This window comes from Isoptericola sp. 178, from assembly GCF_030586525.1.
GTDB classification, from domain to species: domain Bacteria; phylum Actinomycetota; class Actinomycetes; order Actinomycetales; family Cellulomonadaceae; genus Isoptericola; species Isoptericola sediminis.
On sequence record NZ_JAUQYN010000001.1, the window covers coordinates 382547 to 399590 of the forward strand.

At 73.2% G+C, this 17044-nt stretch carries 17 protein-coding genes; 4 read left to right on the forward strand and 13 right to left on the reverse strand.

Annotated elements, in window-relative coordinates; all coding sequences use genetic code 11:
* Positions 1-3 precede the first annotated feature (3 nt).
* Genes Q6349_RS01745 through Q6349_RS01755 form a run of 3 tightly spaced genes read right to left on the reverse strand, consistent with a single transcriptional unit; the run spans position 4 to position 3189 of the window.
* Positions 4-1062 carry a proline racemase family protein gene (locus Q6349_RS01745; RefSeq protein WP_304602586.1) on the reverse strand — a complete coding sequence of 353 codons (1059 nt, stop codon included), beginning with the start codon at positions 1060-1062 and terminating at the stop codon, positions 4-6.
* The gene (locus tag Q6349_RS01750; protein WP_304602587.1) at positions 1052-2161 is read right to left on the reverse strand and encodes an alcohol dehydrogenase family protein; all 1110 of its coding nucleotides are present in this window, start codon (positions 2159-2161) and stop codon (positions 1052-1054) included. The genes Q6349_RS01745 and Q6349_RS01750 overlap by 11 nt, the downstream gene beginning before the upstream one ends.
* Before the next feature lie 47 nt (positions 2162-2208).
* On the reverse strand, positions 2209-3189 hold the full coding sequence (locus Q6349_RS01755) for an oxidoreductase (protein ID WP_304602588.1): 981 nt from the start codon (positions 3187-3189) through the stop codon (positions 2209-2211).
* A 53-nt stretch (positions 3190-3242) separates the two neighbouring features.
* Here Q6349_RS01755 and Q6349_RS01760 point away from each other — a divergent pair, with 53 nt between their 5' ends.
* The 3 genes from Q6349_RS01760 (at position 3243) to Q6349_RS01770 (ending at position 4929) form a co-directional block, all read left to right on the forward strand.
* A complete protein-coding gene (locus tag Q6349_RS01760) occupies positions 3243-3647 on the forward strand; it encodes a MerR family transcriptional regulator (protein WP_304603083.1) in 405 nt (134 codons plus the stop codon).
* Between the two features lie 54 nt (positions 3648-3701).
* Positions 3702-4187 carry a tRNA (cytidine(34)-2'-O)-methyltransferase gene (locus Q6349_RS01765; protein ID WP_304602589.1) on the forward strand — a complete coding sequence of 162 codons (486 nt, stop codon included), beginning with the start codon at positions 3702-3704 and terminating at the stop codon, positions 4185-4187.
* Positions 4188-4254: 67 nt separating this feature from the next.
* Entirely contained in the window at positions 4255-4929 is a 675-nt protein-coding gene (locus tag Q6349_RS01770; protein ID WP_304602590.1) for an AIM24 family protein, read from the forward strand.
* Positions 4930-4942: 13 nt separating this feature from the next.
* On the opposite strand, the gene Q6349_RS01775 is transcribed toward Q6349_RS01770, so the two are convergent.
* Genes Q6349_RS01775 through pdhA form a run of 10 tightly spaced genes read right to left on the reverse strand, consistent with a single transcriptional unit; the run spans position 4943 to position 16207 of the window.
* Positions 4943-5659 (reverse strand): ThuA domain-containing protein, encoded by a 717-nt coding sequence (locus Q6349_RS01775; protein ID WP_304602591.1) that lies wholly within the window; start codon positions 5657-5659, stop codon positions 4943-4945.
* 13 nt (positions 5660-5672) lie between these two features.
* Positions 5673-6272: a thymidine kinase gene (locus tag Q6349_RS01780; RefSeq protein ID WP_304602592.1), complete on the reverse strand. Its 600-nt coding sequence runs from the start codon at positions 6270-6272 to the stop codon at positions 5673-5675.
* 51 nt (positions 6273-6323) lie between these two features.
* Complete coding sequence (locus Q6349_RS01785) at positions 6324-7181, reverse strand: CoA ester lyase (protein ID WP_304602593.1); 858 nt, start codon at positions 7179-7181, stop codon at positions 6324-6326.
* Positions 7178-7672, reverse strand: a complete 495-nt coding sequence (locus Q6349_RS01790; RefSeq protein WP_304602594.1) for a MaoC family dehydratase — start codon at positions 7670-7672, stop codon at positions 7178-7180. The genes Q6349_RS01785 and Q6349_RS01790 overlap by 4 nt, the downstream gene beginning before the upstream one ends.
* Positions 7673-7698: 26 nt before the next feature.
* The gene (locus tag Q6349_RS01795) at positions 7699-8868 is read right to left on the reverse strand and encodes an acyl-CoA dehydrogenase family protein (protein ID WP_304602595.1); all 1170 of its coding nucleotides are present in this window, start codon (positions 8866-8868) and stop codon (positions 7699-7701) included.
* A complete protein-coding gene (locus tag Q6349_RS01800) occupies positions 8865-10937 on the reverse strand; it encodes a biotin carboxylase N-terminal domain-containing protein (protein WP_304602596.1) in 2073 nt (690 codons plus the stop codon). The genes Q6349_RS01795 and Q6349_RS01800 overlap by 4 nt, the downstream gene beginning before the upstream one ends.
* Positions 10938-10942: 5 nt before the next feature.
* A complete protein-coding gene (locus Q6349_RS01805) occupies positions 10943-12550 on the reverse strand; it encodes a carboxyl transferase domain-containing protein (RefSeq protein ID WP_304602597.1) in 1608 nt (535 codons plus the stop codon).
* Positions 12547-13941, reverse strand: a complete 1395-nt coding sequence (locus Q6349_RS01810) for a dihydrolipoamide acetyltransferase family protein (protein WP_304602598.1) — start codon at positions 13939-13941, stop codon at positions 12547-12549. The genes Q6349_RS01805 and Q6349_RS01810 overlap by 4 nt, the downstream gene beginning before the upstream one ends.
* Entirely contained in the window at positions 13938-14966 is a 1029-nt protein-coding gene (locus Q6349_RS01815) for an alpha-ketoacid dehydrogenase subunit beta (protein WP_304602599.1), read from the reverse strand. Before Q6349_RS01815 ends, Q6349_RS01810 begins: the two co-directional genes overlap by 4 nt.
* Complete coding sequence (gene pdhA / locus Q6349_RS01820; protein WP_304602600.1) at positions 14963-16207, reverse strand: pyruvate dehydrogenase (acetyl-transferring) E1 component subunit alpha; 1245 nt, start codon at positions 16205-16207, stop codon at positions 14963-14965. The genes Q6349_RS01815 and pdhA overlap by 4 nt, the downstream gene beginning before the upstream one ends.
* Positions 16208-16568: 361 nt before the next feature.
* On the opposite strand from pdhA, the gene Q6349_RS01825 reads away from it, so the two are divergent.
* Positions 16569-17042: an Lrp/AsnC family transcriptional regulator gene (locus Q6349_RS01825; RefSeq protein WP_171246050.1), complete on the forward strand. Its 474-nt coding sequence runs from the start codon at positions 16569-16571 to the stop codon at positions 17040-17042.
* Positions 17043-17044: the final 2 nt, after the last annotated feature.

Consider the following 17044-nt stretch of genomic DNA (forward strand, 5'->3'; position numbering starts at 1 on the left):
CCGTCAGTAGGCCTCCGGCGGCACGGGTGCCTGGGCGACCAGCACGTGCTCCAGGTCGGACGCGTCCACCAGCGGGTCGTCGAGGTCGACGGTGATCTGCGAGTGCGCCAGCAGCTTGGCCCCGCCGGTGATCGTCGAATGCAGAGCCCCGAACTCACCGACCTGGGTGTCCTCCAGCACGGTACCGACGAACCGGTTCCCGCGCGGCGAGATCGTCTCGAGCGACTCGCCCTCCGCGATCTGCCCGCGACGGGCCATCAGTGCCAGGCGCGCCGAGGTGCCGGTCCCCGTCGGGCTGCGGCAGAGCACGCCGGGGTGCACGTAGGTGGCCGACGGCGACTCGTACCGCCCCTCGCCGATCTGCCGGACGGGCCCCATGAAGTGGGCGAACGGCAGCGGCCCGACGTGGCCCAGCTCCGGGTGCTCCTCACGCAGGCCCGGGCGTGCCGCGCGCACGAAGGCGTCCCCGAACGCCGTCAGCGCGATCTGGCTCTCGCGGTCGATCGTGAACCCGTACCGGGCGGCGTCGATGAGGGCGTAGTACGCCCCGGACCACACGAGGTCGAACTCGACGCGGCCGTAGCGCGGGACGTCGACCGACAGGCCCTCGTCGGCCACGTACGCCGGTTCGCCCTGCGTGGTGATGGACCGGACCCGGCCGCCCTCGTTGTGTGCCGTCACCCGGGCGAGCCCCGCCGGCGACTCCAGCACGACGCTCTGGGTGCCCTCGACCATCGGGATCATGCCGCTGCTGAGCAGCGCCGTCGCCGTGCAGATCGTGTTGGACCCCGAGTAGAGGGGGTACCCCATCGCCTCCATGATGATGTAGCCGGCCTGCGCCTCGGGGTGGCTCGGCTCGACGATGAGGTCCACCGACATCGCCGGGTCCCCGTACGGCTCGGACAGCAGCAGCCGCCGCAACCCGTCCCCCTCACGCTGCAGGTAGCGGGCCTTCTCCAGCACGGTCGTGCCCTGCAGGGGTTCGACGCCGGCGGTCACGATCCGGCTGACGTCGCCGCCGGACTGGGTGTCGATCAGGTGCAGCGTGCGTTCACGGTGCATGGGGAGCTCCCACGTCCTCCCAGTGCCGGTCCGGGACCACGACCAGCTTGCCGATGTAGGCCTTGTTCATGAAGGTGCGCTGCGCCTCGTGGAAGTCGGACAGCCGGAACGTCCGGTCCAGCAGCGGCCTGATGTCGCCGTCCTCGATGTAGCGCCGCAGGCGGCGGAAGGCCGTGCGCGTGCCCTGCGAGGAGCCGTGCAGCTCGAGCTGCTTGAGGTACATGGTGCGCAGGTCCAGGTTCACCACCGGCCCGCCGATCGCCCCGGCCGTCGTGTACCGGCCCTCCGGCCGCAGGATGCGCAGCAGGTCGTTGAACATCGCCCCGCCCACCAGGTCCGCGACGACGTCGACCGGCCCGTCCACGACGCGGGCGACCTCTCTGACCAGGTCGTCGCCGTCCCGCAGGACGACGTCCTCCGCACCGATCCCGCGCAGGGCCTCCTCCTTGCCGCTGCTCGTCACCGCGTAGGGGACGGCGCCGCGGACCCGGGCGAGCTGCACGATCGCGGACCCGACCCCGCCGGAGGCCCCGGTGACCAGGATGCGCTCGCCCTCGGCGAGCCGGGCCCGGTCCAGCATCTGCTCGGCGGTGAGGTAGGCGCAGCAGAAGGTGGCGAGCCCGGCGTCGCTGATGTCGCGGGTGATCTCGTACGCGTTCTCGGCCGGCACCGTCTGGTACTCGGCGTACCCGCCGTCGCGGCCGTGCCCGATGTAGTCGATGTCGGCCAGGGAGTCGTCGCCCTCGGGCCGGTTGTAGATCGAGAAGTCGACCATGACGCGTTCGCCGACACGGTCCGCGGGGACCCCGTCGCCGACCGCGACGATCCTGCCCACGGTGTCCGTGCCCTGGATGCGGGGGAACCGGAGCGTGGAGCGTCCTCGCCGCCAGGTGGAGACCTCGGCGGGGTCGGTCTCGCTGCCGTAGGCGCCCTCGCGCACCCACACGTCGGTGTTGTTCATCCCGCAGGCGTGGACGTCGAGGAGGACCTCCCCGGGCCCCGGGCTCGGCGTGGGCACGTCGTCCCGGTAGACGAGCTGGTCGAGCCCGCCGTGCCCCACGAGCTGAACGGCCTTCATCCGGTCCGGGATCGGCTCCATCCATCGACACTAGGTCATCCGGTCCCGACCGTCCTGGTGGGCCGGGGTCAGGCCGCGAACGGCTCCACGCCGGTCGCCTCGACCGACAACGCCCAGAGCCGGTCGGCGGCTGCGGGGTCGACCGCCCAGTGCTTGACGCCACCGGCCCGGACGTCCGTGGTGTCGTCGGCGACGAGGGCGGCCACGTCGCAGTCCTCGCAGTACACGCCGCCCCGTGACTCCAGCTCGGGGGCGGTCGCCGCCCACAACGCGGTCGCCGCGCCCTGCGCCGGTGTCTTGAACAGCGGGTTCGGGTTGCCGTCGGCGTCGATCCAGCCGCGTGCCGTCTTCTCCTCCGTGGACATGTGCCGCTGCAGCTCGGTCATGATGCCGCCCGGGTGGACCGAGTACGCGTGCACCCCCGCGTCGGCCCGCGCGTCGAGCCCGACGGCGAAGAGGGCGTTGGCCGACTTGGACTGCCCGTAGGCGACCCACGGGTCGTACTCCTCCTCGTCGAAACCGAGGTCGTCGAACCGCACGGGCGACCGGAAGTGACCGATCGAGGAGTACGACACGACGCGGGCGCCCGGCGTCAGCAGCGGGGCGACGCCCCCGACGAGGGCGAAGTGACCGAGGTGGTTCGTGCCGAACTGCGTCTCCCAGCCCTGGGCGGTGCGGCCCTCGGGCGTGGCCATGACGGCGGCCGCGTTGATCAGGAGGTCGACCGGTCTGCCGTCCCCGCGCAGGGTTCGGGCGAACGCCGCCACGGAGTCGAGGTCGGACAGGTCCAGGGGGTGCACCTCGACGCCGTCGACGTCCGCGAGCGCCTCGGCCGCGGCCGCGGGACGGCGGGCGGGGACGACGGCGGTGGCACCACGGGCGGTGAGCGCACGGACGGTCTCGATGCCGAGTCCGGAGTACCCACCGGTGACGACGGCTCGCCGCCCGGTGAGGTCGTGCTCCGCCAGCACGTCGTCGGCGGAGGATCGGTAGCCGAAGGGCGTGCCCAGCGGCTCCTGGCGTGCGGTGTGCGGGGTGGAGTCGGTCATACGACCGAACATAGACTTGAGAGTTCGCTCGAAGTCAAGGAGGTCTGGTGAAGATGTCGACGGCCCCGTCGCCCGAGGGCTACAGCATCGGCGAGCTCGCGCGCGCCGTGGGCATGTCCACGCACACGCTGCGCTGGTACGAGTCCCGCGGGCTGTTCCCCCGGGAGATCCCCCGGACCGAGTCGGGACGACGCCGCTACGAACCCGAGACGGTGGAGTGGCTGCGGCTGCTCGCCCGCCTGCGCGCGTCGGGGATGCCCGTGGCCCGCATGGCCGAGTACGCACGGCTGGTCCGGGGTGGGGAGGGCAACGAGGACGAGCGCATCGCGCTCATGGAGGCGCACTCCCGGGCCCTGACCGAGCAGATCGACACCCTCGTCGAGTGCCGCGAGGTGATCGACGGCAAGGTCGCCGCCTACCGCCGCCGTCTGGCCGAGCGTCCGCCCGGGGCGCCGTAGCGCTCCCCGCGGGGGGTGGGAGGACCGGCGGCGAGCGGTGGGAGAATCGTCGTCGTGCCCGCACCGGACCAGCCCCCGTTCGCCCACGTCGTCTACTTCGAGCCACGCATCCCCGGGAACACCGGGTCCGCGATCCGGCTCGCCGCGGTGACCGGCGCCCGTCTGCACCTCGTCGAGCCGCTCGGGTTCGACCTGTCCGAGGCGAAGCTCAAGCGCGCCGGCCTGGACTACCACGACCTGGCCGTGATGGACGTGCACCCGAGTCTGGACGCCGTCCTGGACGCGCTGCCGGACGCCCGCGTGTTCGCGTTCTCCACGCGCGGGACGACGTCGTACACGGACGTGGCGTACGAGACCGGCGACGTGCTGCTCTTCGGCCCCGAGCCGACGGGCCTGCCCGAGGAGGTGCTGGCGCACCCGCGGATCACCGACCAGCTCAAGATCCCGATGCTGCCGGGCCGACGCTCGCTCAACCTGACGAACTCGGCCTCGATCGCCGTCTACGAGGCGTGGCGCCAGCGGGGGTTCGACGGAGCCTGACCGGCACGTCGGGCGCGTACCGCGCGCCCACCCCGCGAACGGCGGCACGAGCCGCCACGATGGGGTCATGCGCTCCCACCTGTTCCAGCACACCGAACCCGAGGGCGAGCCCGGCTCGTTCCAGCTCGCCAACCCGCGGATGCTCAAGGTCGACCTCGCCGGCTCCGGCGGGTTCTTCTACGCCAAGCAGGGATCGATGGTCGCCTACCAGGGCGACGTCGACTTCGCCTACGAGGGCAGCGGATCCGTGAGCAAGCTCTTCAAGAAAGCCTTCACCGGTGAGGGCATGTCCCTCATGAAGGTCTCCGGCCGCGGCGACGTCTTCCTCGCCCAGGACGCGGACGAGGTCTTCGTCCTGTTCCTGGAGAACGAGTCCGTCACCGTCTCCGGGGACAACATCCTGGCGTTCGAGTCCTCGCTGACCTGGGACATCAACCGTGTCCAGGGGGCCTCGATGCTCACCGGCGGGCTGTTCAACACGACGTTCACGGGCTCCGGCGCGCTGGCCGTGACGGCGTACGGCACACCGATCGTGCTGAACGTGGACGAGCCGACCTTCGTGGACATGCAGTCCGCCGTGCTCTGGTCGACCTCCCTGACCAGCTCGGTGCGCAAGACCGCGAAGATGGGTGCCGTCATCGGCCGCGGCTCCGGGGAGGCCTACCAGCTCGGGCTGTCCGGGCAGGGGTTCGTCGTCGTGCAGGCGTCCGAGGGCCACCCGCTGCCGAACCAGAACGGCTGAGCGCCGGCGTCCGTCAGGACAGCAGCCAGGTGGCCGCGCGCTGCAGCAGGCGCAGGTACGACGGCGAGTCGTAGGCCCGCACGTCGTGCCCCAGCCCGCTGTACACCGTGCGTCCCCCGTGCTCCTCGGTCGCCCAGACCACCGGTTGCATCTCGCCGTCGTCGTCGGGGACCCAGCCCAGCACCTGCGTCGACGGGGCCACCCGCAGCCCGAAGTACCGCTCGTCCTGCAGCTCGACGGTCTCCGCGGCACCGGCCACGATCGGGTGCCCGCCGGTGGCCAGCCGGACCGCCGCCGGGCCGAACGGCGGGTGGTAGGACTCCCCCGGGATCCACCGGCCGCCCAGCAGGTCGCGCCAGTCCTCGGAGTCGGCGAAGGTGTTCGCCGCCTGGTGCACGGCCAGGATGCGCCCGCCGTCGCGCGCCCACTCCGCGAGCCGCCGGTGGAAGGGCCGCCACGCCTCGTCGTCGGGCCCGATGCCCGCCTCGAGGAACCCCGGCCAGGACGTTCCCGAGTTGACGACCAGCAGGTCGACCTCGTCCAGGTCGTCGAGCGCGTCCGGGAAGGTCGACCGCACGACCACGGAGGTCGAGCGGTCGTGCACGGTGAGGTCCTCCAGCACCTCGGCCAGGCGATGGCTCGTGGCGGCGTGGTCGTGCCACGGGTCCTCGTAGCGGCCGCGGCCGGCGAGGATCAGGACCTGGTGGGTGCTGGTGTCACGCGTGCTCACGGTCCCGATCGTGTCATGAACGCGTCGGGCGCGGCACGGTGGAACCGGTGATGATCGCCGTCTCGGGCAGCACGAAGCAGCGCCGGCACAGCGCCTCGTAGGTGAAGGTGCCGTCGTCCGGCAGGGGCTCGGAGGCCCCCAGCGGCTCGAGGAACGGCACGCCGTTGCGCAGCACCTGGGTGAACGCGGCGTGCAGGTCCTGGCAGCGGTCACATACCGCCCGCCGGTAGCGCACGTCGGTGGGCCCGAGCTCCAGCAGGGCCCGGATCGTCGCGAACAGCTCGCCCCGGTGGTCCAGGTCGATGCCGCACGCCAGCACGCGGGTGCCGCGCAGCACGAGCTCCTCGACGACGCGGACGTCCGCCGGGGTGAACATGTGGACCTCGTCGATCGCGACGACGTCCTCGGTGCTGTGCAGCAGCGGCTCGAGGGTGTCGAGCTTGATCGTCGGCACCGACGCCCCCGTGCGCGACACGATCTTGTCGTCGCGCACGTGCCGCGACGACTGCACCACCGCACAGCTGAGCCGCGAGTACGCCAGCGGTGCCATCTGCGCGATGAGGTCGAGCGACTTGCCGGACTTCATCGGCCCGAGCACCAGCGACAGCTCCACCGAGGCACCTCCCGTCCTGGACGGCGGGCCGGGTCCCCGCCGCACAGCACCCTAACGGTCGTCGAGGACGGGCTTGGCCGCACGGGCCAGCACCGCCTCGGCGTGCCGCAGCAGCGGGGCGTCGATCATCTGCCCGTCGAACCGCGCCGCGCCGCTGCCGGTCGACCCCGGTCCGGCGGCGGCCGCGAGGACGGCCCGTGCGTGCTCCACCTGCTCCGGGGTGGGCGCGTACGCCTTCCGGACCACGGCGGCGTGGGACGGGTGGATGCACAGCGTCGCGGAGAAGCCGACGGCGACGGCGTCGACGGCCTCGTCCCGCACGCCGTCCAGGTCCTCCAGGTCGAGGTGGACGGCGTCGATCGCGGCCTTGCCGGCGGCCCCGGCGGCCAGCAGCACCGCGGACCGGGCGTACCGGGCCACGTCCCGGTAGGTGCCGTCGTCGCGACGGCTGGCGGTGCCGCCGAGGGACGCGACGAGGTCCTCGGCACCCCACGCCAGCGCGACGACGTCGGGACGGGCGGCGAGGGCCGGTGCGGCGAGCACCCCGGCCGCCGTCTCGCACAGCGCCACGATGGCGTACGGAGACCCGTCGTGCCGCAGCAGCGGACCGACGTACCGGCCGTCGGCCTTGGGGAGCATCAGCACGGTGTAGTCGGTGTCGGCCAGCGCGTCGAGGTCACGCTGGTGGTCCTCCGTCCCGACCGGGTTGACCCGCACGATGGTGCGGGCCGGGTCGAGCGGCGTGCCGCGCACGGCCCGGCGCGCCTCGGCGCGGGCCGCCGGGTCGACGCCGTCCTCCAGGTCGAGGATGACGGCGTCGGCCCGGTCGGCGGCCTTGGCGAACCGGTCGGGGCGGTCGGCCGGGCAGAACAGCAGCGCCGGCCCGAGGGTGAACGGCCGGGGAGTCACGATCCCTCCCGGCCGAGGTCGGCGTGGCCGTCCTTGGTCCACATGAGCACCGACCGGGTGGCGACCGCGACGACGACGTCGTCCTGGTTCCGCCCGGTGTGCTCCAGCGTGACGATGCCCTGGCCCGGGCGCGACGACGAGAGGCGCCGTCCCGTCATCACGGTCTCGCCGTACAGCGTGTCCCCGTGGAACATCGGCGCCGGGAACCGGATGTCGCTGAACCCGAGGTTCGCGACGATCGTGCCCCGGGTCAGGTGCGCCACGGACAGCCCGACGAGCGTGGCCAGGGTCAGCATCGAGTTGACCAACGGCTTCCCGAACGGCTGCGTGGCGGCCCACGCGGCGTCGAGGTGGAGAGCCTGCGGATTCATCGTCGCCGAGGTGAACAGCACGTCGTCGGCCTCGGTCATGGTTCGTCCGGGCCGGTGGACGTAGCGGACGTCCTCCTCGAGCTCGTCGTAGTAGAACCCGCGCTGGGTCTCCTCACGCATCGTTCCTCCTCAGCGGCGTGCCGCGGTCAGGCCGTGAAGCCGAGGTCGCGGGCGATGATCATCAGCTGCACCTCGGTGGTGCCCTCGCCGACCTCCAGCACCTTGGCGTCGCGATAGTGCCGCGCGACCGGGTTCTCGTTGAGGAACCCGTAGCCGCCGAAGATCTGGGAGGCGTCGCGGGCGTTCGCCATCGCCGCCTCGCCGGAGGTCAGCTTGGCCACGGAGGCCTCGGCCTTGAACGGCTTGCCGTGGATCATCTTCTGCGCGGCGTCGAGCCAGCAGAGCCGGGCGGCCTGCACGCGGGCCTGCATCCGGGCGATGGTGAACGCGACGTGCTGGTGCCGGCCGATGGAGTGGCCGAACACCTCGCGCTCCTTCGCATAGCGGACGGCCTCCTCGAGGCAGCCCTGGGCGGCACCGGTGGCGAGCGCCGCGAACGCGATGCGGCCCTCGTCGAGAGCCCGCAGGAAGTTCGCGTACCCGCGCCCGCGCTCGCCGAGCAGGTTGGTCCTCGGCACCCGCACGCCCTCGAGCGTCAGGGGGTGGGTGTCGGAGGTGTGCCAGCCGACCTTGTCGTAGCTCTCCCCGACCGTCAGCCCGGGCGTGCCGGAGGGGACGAGGATCGTGGACAGCTCGGGGCTGCCGTCCTCGTACCGGTCGGTGACCGCCGTGATGGTGATCAGGCTCGTGATCGGCGTGCCGGAGTTCGTGATGAACTGCTTGGACCCGTCGATGACCCACTCGTCGCCGTCGAGCCGGGCCGTGGTGCGGGTCGCCCCCGCGTCGGACCCGGCGCCGGCCTCGGTCAGGCCGAAGGCGCCCAGGGTCCTGCCGGAGACGAGGTCGGGCAGCCACTCCTCGCGCTGGGCGTCGGTGCCGTGCCGGAAGATCGGCATGATGCCGAGCCCGACGCCGGCCTCGAGGGTCACCGCGATGGACTGGTCGACCCGGGCGAGCGCCTCGACGGCGAGGCACAGGGAGACGTAGTCCTCGCCCTGCCCGCCGACCTCGGTGGGGAACGGCAGCCCGAACAGACCCATCTCACCCATCTGGTGGATGATCTCGATCGGCAGACGGCGCTCGGTGTCGTACTGGTACGCCGCCGGAGCGACGACCTCGTCGGCGAACTCGCGGACGGTCTGGCTGAGCTTGCGCTGACGGTCGGTCAGTGCGGTGGACGAGGTCTCGTGGATCATGACGCTCCTTCGCGTTCGACGACGGCGACCACCTGGTCGAGGCGGACCTGGTCGCCCGTGTTCACCAGGACGCGCAGGGTCCCTGCGGCCGGTGCGGTGAGGGGGTGTTCCATCTTCATGGCCTCGACGACGACGACGGGTGCGCCGGCGTCGACGGGGCCTGCGGGGTGGGTGGCCGTGACGGTGCCGGGCATCTGCGCCCGGAGCTCGACCGGCCCCACCGCGGCGGGGGCGCCGGCCGCGGCTGCCGCCGCGGCCCGCTCCTGGCGGCGCGACGACGCCCGCGAGGAGCGGTCGACCACCGTGTAGAGCGCGGTGTCGCCGTCGACGGACACCCAGACGACGGTGTCGTCGCCGGCGGGGGTCACCACGGCCGACACCGGCCGGGTCCGTCCGTCCGTGGTCAGCAGCCAGCGGTGCGACGAGCCACCGGCGGGTCGCAGCGCGGCCGCGACGGGCTCGCCGCCGACGGGCACGACCGTCGCGGCGTGCCGGCCGCCGGTGACGTCGAGGTCCGCCTCCGTGCCGCCGGGTCCGCGCAGGCCGACCCGGCGGGGTGCCGGCGCGGCGTTGAGGCGCCAGCCGTCGGCCGCCCACGGGTCCGTGGGACTGCCGGCGGGCTGCGGCGACGTGCCGGTGAGCAGCGCCGTGACCACGGCCCCGGCGTCCGGCGGGCCGTCCGCCGCGGCGGCGGACCGCTCGGCGAGACCGGCGGTGAACCGGTCCACGAGCCCCGTGTCCATCCGACCGGCCCGGACGTCGGGGTCGGCCAGCAGGTCGCGCAGGAACCCGGTGTTGGTCTCGACGCCGAGAACGGTCAGCCGGGACAGCAGCCCGTCCAGGCGGGACAGCGCCTCGTCCCGGTCGGTCCCGTGGGCGACGGCCTTGGCGATCATCGGGTCGAAGTACCCGGTGACGGCGTCCCCGGTCTCGACGCCGGCGTCCAGGCGCAGCGGGAACGCGGTGGGCCCGGGTGCCGCCCCGGCGTCGTCGAGCAGGAGCACGTCCCCGACCGAGGGCAGGAAGTCGCGTGCCGGGGACTCGGCGTAGATCCGCGCCTCGATCGCGTGCCCGGTCAGGTGCACGTCGTCCTGGGCGAACCACAGCTTCTCCCCCGCGGCGACGCGGAGCTGGGCCTCGACGAGGTCGTGGCCGGTGACCATCTCCGTCACCGGGTGCTCCACCTGCAGACGCGTGTTCATCTCGATGAACGAGAAGTCGTCCGGCGCCTCGGCCGGCACCAGGAACTCCACGGTGCCGACGCCCACGTACCCGACCGAGCGGGCCACCTCGCAGGCGGCCTGCCCCATCCGGTCGCGGGCGGCGTCGTCCAGCGCCGGTGACGGCGCTTCCTCGACGATCTTCTGGTGGCGGCGCTGCAGGGTGCACTCGCGCTCGCCGAGGTGCACGACGGTGCCCGCGGTGTCCGCGAGCACCTGCACCTCGACGTGTCGCGGGGTGTCCACGAGCCGTTCGAGCAGCAGGCCGTCGTCGCCGAACGCGGACCTCGCCACGCGCCGGGCCGAGGCGAGCGCGTCGGGCAGCGCGGCGGCGTCGCGCACCACGACCATGCCCTTGCCCCCACCACCGGCGACGGGCTTCACGAGCAGCGGGAACCCGACGTCCTCGGCCGCGGCGACGAGGGCGTCGTCGGGCAGCGAGGAGTCGAGGGTGCCGGGGAGCACCGGTACCTCGTGCTGGGCGACGAGACGCTTGGCGGCGACCTTGTCCGCCATGGTCTCGATCGCGCGCACGGGCGGTCCGACGAAGACGATCCCGGCGGCGTCGCAGGCGCGCGCCAGCGCCGGGTTCTCCGACAGGAAGCCGTACCCGGGATGGATCGCCTCGGCACCGGCCGCGACGGCGGCCGCGACCACGGCGTCGGCGTCGAGGTAGCCGCCGGGCCCGTCCCCGGCCAGCAGCACCGCCTCGTCGGCCTCGCGCACGTGCCGTGCGTCGGCGTCGACGGGGGTGTGCACGGCCACGGAGCGGATGCCGAGGCGGCGCAGGGTGGCGATGACGCGGCAGGCGATCTCGCCGCGGTTGGCCACGAGCACTCTGGTGAACACGGGCCTCACATCCGGAAGAGCCCGAAGGAGGGCTCGGGCAGCGGGGTGCGCGCGCAGGTCGCGAGCGCCATGCCGAGCACCCGGCGGGTGTCGGTCGGGTCGATGATGCCGTCGTCCCACAGCCGGGACGTGGCGTGGTACGGGTCGCCGGCGGCCTCGTAGGTGTCGCGGATGCCGCGCCGGAACGCGGCCTCCTCCTCGGCGTCCCAGTCCTGGCCGCGGCCGGCGAGCTGGTCGCGCTTGACGGTGGCCAGCACCGCCGAGGCCTGCTCGCCGCCCATGACGGACACGCGGGCGTTGGGCCAGGTCCACAGGAACCGCGGGGAGTAGGCACGGCCGCACATCGCGTAGTTGCCGGCCCCGAAGGAGCCGCCGACGACGACGGTGAGCTTCGGCACGCGCGTGGTGGCCACGGCGGTGACCATCTTGGCGCCGTCCTTGGCGATGCCGCCGGCCTCGGCGTCGGGGCCGACCATGAACCCGGAGATGTTCTGCAGGAACACCAGGGGGATGCCGCGCTGGTCGCACAGCTCGACGAAGTGCGCGCCCTTGAGCGCGGACTCGCTGAGCAGCACGCCGTGGTTGGCGACGACGCCGACGGGGTGCCCGTGGATGCGGGCGAACCCGCACACCAGCGTCGTGCCGTACTCCGGCTTGAACTCGGTGAGCTCGCTGCCGTCCACGATCCGGGAGATCACCTCGCGCGGGTCGTACGGCTGCTGGACGTCCACCGGCACGGCGGCGTACAGGTCGGCCGGGTCCCCGACGGGTTCCACGGTCGGCACGACCTCCCAGACGGGCTCCGGGTCGGGCGGCAGCGTGGCCACGATGTCCCGCAGCATGTCCAGGGCGTGCTCGTCGTCGTCGGCCAGGTGGTCGACCACGCCGGAGCGGCGGGCGTGCAGCTCGCCGCCGCCGAGCTCCTCGGCGGTCACCTCGGCGCCGATGGCCGCCTTCACCAGCGGCGGGCCGCCGAGGAAGATCGTGCCCTGGTCGCGCACGATGACCGTCTCGTCGCTCATCGCCGGCACGTAGGCGCCACCGGCGGTGCAGGAGCCGAGCACGGCGGACAGCTGCGGGATCCCCGCGGCCGACAGCCGGGCCTGGTGGTAGAAGATCCGCCCGAAGTGGTCCCGGTCGGGGAACACCTCGTCCTGGCGGGGCAGGAACGCCCCGCCGGAGTCCACGAGGTAGACGCAGGGCAGGCGGTTCTCCAGCGCGATCTCCTGGGCGCGCAGGTGCTTCTTCACCGTCAGCGGGTGGTAGGTGCCGCCCTTGACGGTGGGGTCGTTGGCCACGACCATCACCTGCCGCCCGGCGACCCGGCCGATGCCGCCGATCACCCCGGCGCCCGGCCAGGCACCGTCGTCCTGGTCGTACGCCGCCAGCGGGGAGATCTCCAGGAACGCGCTGCCCGGGTCGAGCAGCCGCTCGACCCGTTCGCGCGGCAGCAGCTTGCCCCGCCCGACGTGCTTCTCCCGGGCGTGCTCGGGACCGCCGCGCGCGGCCGCGGCCGTGCGCTCCCGCAGGGTGTCGGCCAGGGCGCGCTGCGCGTCGGCGTTGGCCCGGGCGGCCTCGGCCGCCGGGTCCACGGCGGACGTCAGCACGGTCATACGGTCACCGCCTGGCGGGACGAGGCCGCGCCGTTGCGTCCCGCGGCGCCGTCGTCCTGCTCCGCCTCGTCCTGCTCCGGCTCGTCACGTCCGCCGAGCAGCACCGCCAGCGCCGGGTCGGTGAGCAGCCCGCCCAGGTCCGCGAGGAACCGGGCGCCCTGCTCGCCGTCGACGACGCGGTGGTCGAAGGTGAGGCTGAAGGTCACGACGTCGCGCAGCGCGACCTCGCCCTCGTGCTCCCACGGCCGGCGGGCGACCTGCCCGATGCCGAGGATCGCCGACTCGCCCGGGTTGAGCAGCGGGCTGCCCGCGTCGACGCCGAAGACCCCGACGTTGGTCAGCGTCATCGTGCCGCCGGTCAGTCGGTCCGGACGGGTGCGGCCCGAGCGGGCGGTGGTGGCGAGCTCGCGCAGGGCGCGGGCCATCCCCAGCATCGACAGCTCGTCGGCGTGCGGGATGTGCGGGACCACGAGTCCGCGGTCGGTCGCGACCGCGATGCCGAGGTTCACGTGCGGCGACCGCACGAGCTCGGCCTGGCCGCCGTCCTTCTCTTCCCAGCGGGTGACGATCGCCGGGTGCTGCGGGACGAGCCCGCAGACCGCACGGGCGATGACCGTGAGCAGCCCGACCTTGGTGTGCCGGGTGCGAGGGTGCTCGCGCAGCCGGGCGACCAGGGCGAGCGTCTCCGTCACGTCGCAGGTGAGGTGGACCGTCGCCTGCGGCACCCGGGCGCTGGCGACCATCGCGGCCGCGGTGTGCTTGCGCACGCTGCGCACCTTCACGCGGTGCTCGGCCGTCCGGGCGGCCACCGGGGCGGCCGCCGGCCCGGCGTTGCGCACCGGCGCGGGCGGGGCGTCGACGGGCTTGCGGGGCCGGCGCGTCGGCTTGCCCTTGCGGGCGGCACGGGTGCCGTAGCCGACGAGGTTCGCCCCGGAGGACTCCTCGACGGAGCCGTTCGTCGACGCCGACGACGCCGACCGCTCCGCCGCGGTGCTCGTGGTGGCGCTCGCCGCGGGAGCGGGCTCCACCGTCGTCGCGGGAACCGTGGGCTCGGGTGCCGTCGACTCGGGCGCCGGCTCCGGCGCGGACGCGACGCCCTCGGCCGACGCCTCGGCGGGAGCGTCGTCGCCCGCGCCGTCCCCGCCGGTGCCGTCGCCGAAGGTGACCAGCGGCTCGCCGACCTCGACGATGTCGCCCTCCTCGGCGTGCAGCGCGGCCACCGTCCCGGCGAACGGCGACGGGATCTCCACCATCGCCTTGGCCGTCTCGACCTCGGCGAGCGCCTGGTTGAGCGTCACCGTGTCGCCCACGGACACCTTCCACTCGACGATCTCGGACTCGGTGAGTCCCTCGCCGAGGTCCGGCAGTCGGAAGATCTCCTGGGTGCTCATGCGGCCACCTCCGTGGACGTCGCGGGGGTGAAGGTCTCGAACGGGACGCGTCCGAGTGCCTGGTCGATGCCGTAGCACACGCGGTCCATGTCGGGCACGTAGTGGCCCTCGACCTTCGCCGGCGGGTACGGCACGTCGTGGCCGGTCACGCGCACGGGCGGCATCGCCAGGTCGGCGAAGCACCGCTCGGTGACGACGGAGCAGATATCCGCCCCGACCCCGCCCTGGCGGGGGCCCTCGTGCACGACGACGACCCGCCCGGTGCGGCGCACCGACTCGACGACGGTCTCGGAGTCCCAGGGAGACAGGGAGCGCAGGTCGACGACCTCGACGGAGACGCCGTCGTCCTTCATCGCCTCGGCGGCGTCCAGCGCGCCCGCCACGTGCGAGCCCCAGGTCACGACGGTGACGTCGTTGCCGGGACGGACGACCCGGGCGCGGGACATGGGCAGAGCGCTCTCCAGCGGCTCCACCTCGACCGGGCCCTTGACGTGGTAGAGCCGCTTGGGCTCGAAGAAGATGACCGGGTCGTCGCTCGCGATCGACTGGCGCAGCACGGTGCAGGCGTCCTGCGGGTTCGACACCGACACGACGCGCAGCCCGGCGGTGTGCACGAAGTACGCCTCCGGCGACTCCGAGTGGTGCTCGGCGGCGCCGATGCCGCCCGCCACCGGGATGCGCACGGTGATCGGCATCGTGACGCGCCCGACCGTGCGGGCGTGCATCTTGGCGACCTGGTTGACGATCTGGTCCCAGGCCGGCTGGACGAAGCCGTCGAACTGGATCTCCACCACGGGTCGGAACCCGCGCCACGCCATCCCGATGGCCGTGCCGAGGATCCCGGACTCGGCCAGCGGGGTGTCGATCACGCGGTGGGGGCCGAACTCGCGCTGGAGCTTGTCGGTCACGCGGAACACGCCGCCGAGGGAGCCGATGTCCTCACCGAGGAGCACGACCTTGTCGTCGTCGGCCAGGGACTGCCGCAACCCGGTGTTGAGGCCCTGGCCCAGGGTCATGTCGCTCATCGGGCGGCCTCCTGGGTGTCGTTGTCGGCGAAGCCGGCGAGGTAGCGCCCGTAGGCGTCCCGCTCGGCGTCGAGCACGGCGTGCGGCTCGGCGTAGACGTGGTCGAACACGGTCGACCAGTCGGGGTCGGCGACCGCGTAGACGCCGGCGCGCATCGTGGCGGCGACCTCGTCGGCGGTCTGCTGGACGGCCGCCTCGGCGTCGTCGTCGAGGACGCCGCGGTCGCGCAGGTGCGCGGCCAGCCGGGCGATCGGGTCCCGGCCGGACCATTCCTCGAGGTCGCTCCGGTCGCGGTAGCGCGTCGGGTCGTCGGCCGTCGTGTGCGGGCCCATCCGGTAGGTGACCGCCTCGATGAAGGTCGGTCCGAGGCCGGCGCGGGCGCGGTGCAGCGCCTCGCGGGTCACGGCCAGGACGGCCAGGACGTCGTTGCCGTCGACCCGGACGCCGGGCATGCCGTAGCCGCGGGCCCGTTCGACCAGCGGCACCTTGGACTGCAGGTCCACGGGCTCGGAGATCGCCCACTGGTTGTTCTGGCAGAAGAAGACCGTCGGGGCGGACCACGTGGAGGCGAAGGTCATCGCCTCGTGCACGTCACCCTGGCTGGTCGCGCCGTCACCGAAGTACGAGATGGTGGCGGAGGTCCGTTCGGGGGCGTCCGGTCCGTCGTTCTCCGGGCGGGAGATGCCGATCCCGCCGTGGGCACCGGTGCCGGCCGTGGCGGTCTCGAGGAGCAGGCCGACGGCGTAGCCGACGGCGTGCAGCGTCTGGGCGCCGATGATGACCTGCATCGGGGCCATCCGGTACTCGTAGGGGTCCCAGCCGGACGGGGCCGCACCGCGCCACACGCGCAGCAGGTCGGTCGGGGCGATGCCGCGCACGTACGCCACACCCTGCTCGCGGTAGCTGGAGAACACGAAGTCGTCCTCGCGCAGCGCGCGGCTGGACCCGATCTGCGCAGCCTCCTGGCCGAGCATCGGGGGCCACAGGCCGAGCTGGCCCTGGCGCTGCAGGGCGGTGGCCTCGGTGTCGATCCGGCGGGCGGCGACCATGTCGGTGTACAGCCCCAGCATCGCGGCGTCGTCGACGTCGTCGAGCCAACGGTCCAGCTCGGGGACCTCGTGCCGGGTGCCGTCCGGGTCGATCAGACGCACGGGGGTGTGGTCGACGCCGCCGTCGTCCAGGGTTGCGTCCAGGTGCCGCGCGCCGTTCTCCGTGTCGCGCTGCACCCAACCGGCCGGCACGTGGTCACGTGCGCCGCCGTGGGCAGTGTCCGCCGAGGATGCCGACTCACCCGCTTGTGACAGGTCGTCCTTCGTCCTCGGATCCGTGGTGCTGGGCATGGGTGAGCCTCACCTCGCATCGGGTCGTCGCTCGTCGTCGAGCGCCGTTGTGGCGAAGGTAACGCTGCTCCGTCACACCGCACCACCAGCCCTCGGCCGACTGAGCAGAGTGCTTCATCCACCACCACGTCGCCGGACGTTCTGCGCAACAAGGAGATGACCGTGCGCCATCTCGCGTCGCGAGGGCCATTCCGGGCAGATCCGACGAGCACGACCTGCCGGGCCGTCACCTCCGGCCCCGAGCGACGTTAGGCTGGCGCGCGTGCACAGCATCGATGCCGTGGACCTGGATCTGCTGCGGGCGCTCGCCGACGACCCCCGCGCGACGACGGTCGCACTCGCCCAGCGCCTGAGGATCTCCCGCAACACCGTGGCCGCCCGGCTGGCGCGCCTGGAGGGTGCCGGCGCGTTCCTCCACTTCGACCGGCGCATCGACCCGGCCGTGCTGGGCCACCCGCTGCTGGCCTTCATCGAGATCACCGTGCACCAGCGCGACCTGGTGCGGATCGTCGAGCACCTGGCCCGCATCCCGGAGATCGTGCAGGCGTACGGTCACAGCGGCACCGCCGACCTGCGGGTGCACGTGGTCTGCCGGGACACCGACCACCTGTTCCGCATCGACGCCGCGATCCTGCAGATCGAGGGGGTCGAGCGCACCGAGACGTCCCTGGCCATGGGCGAGCTCATCCCCTACCGGGTGCAGCCGCTGGTGGAGAAGCTCCGCCGCGAGCTCTGAGT

Bases quoted from the DNA above. Each gene is read 5' to 3' on its own strand.
- Q6349_RS01770 (WP_304602590.1), top strand. From the start codon at position 4,255: ATGCGCTCCCACCTGTTCCAGCACACCGAACCCGAGGGCGAGCCCGGC.
- Q6349_RS01815 (WP_304602599.1), bottom strand. From the start codon at position 14,966: ATGAGCGACATGACCCTGGGCCAGGGCCTCAACACCGGGTTGCGGCAG.
- Q6349_RS01805 (WP_304602597.1), bottom strand. From the start codon at position 12,550: ATGACCGTGCTGACGTCCGCCGTGGACCCGGCGGCCGAGGCCGCCCGG.
- Q6349_RS01750 (WP_304602587.1), bottom strand. From the start codon at position 2,161: ATGGAGCCGATCCCGGACCGGATGAAGGCCGTTCAGCTCGTGGGGCAC.
- Q6349_RS01795 (WP_304602595.1), bottom strand. From the start codon at position 8,868: ATGATCCACGAGACCTCGTCCACCGCACTGACCGACCGTCAGCGCAAG.
- Q6349_RS01760 (WP_304603083.1), top strand. From the start codon at position 3,243: ATGTCGACGGCCCCGTCGCCCGAGGGCTACAGCATCGGCGAGCTCGCG.
- Q6349_RS01810 (WP_304602598.1), bottom strand. From the start codon at position 13,941: ATGAGCACCCAGGAGATCTTCCGACTGCCGGACCTCGGCGAGGGACTC.
- Q6349_RS01745 (WP_304602586.1), bottom strand. From the start codon at position 1,062: ATGCACCGTGAACGCACGCTGCACCTGATCGACACCCAGTCCGGCGGC.
- Q6349_RS01755 (WP_304602588.1), bottom strand. From the start codon at position 3,189: ATGACCGACTCCACCCCGCACACCGCACGCCAGGAGCCGCTGGGCACG.
- Q6349_RS01790 (WP_304602594.1), bottom strand. From the start codon at position 7,672: ATGCGTGAGGAGACCCAGCGCGGGTTCTACTACGACGAGCTCGAGGAG.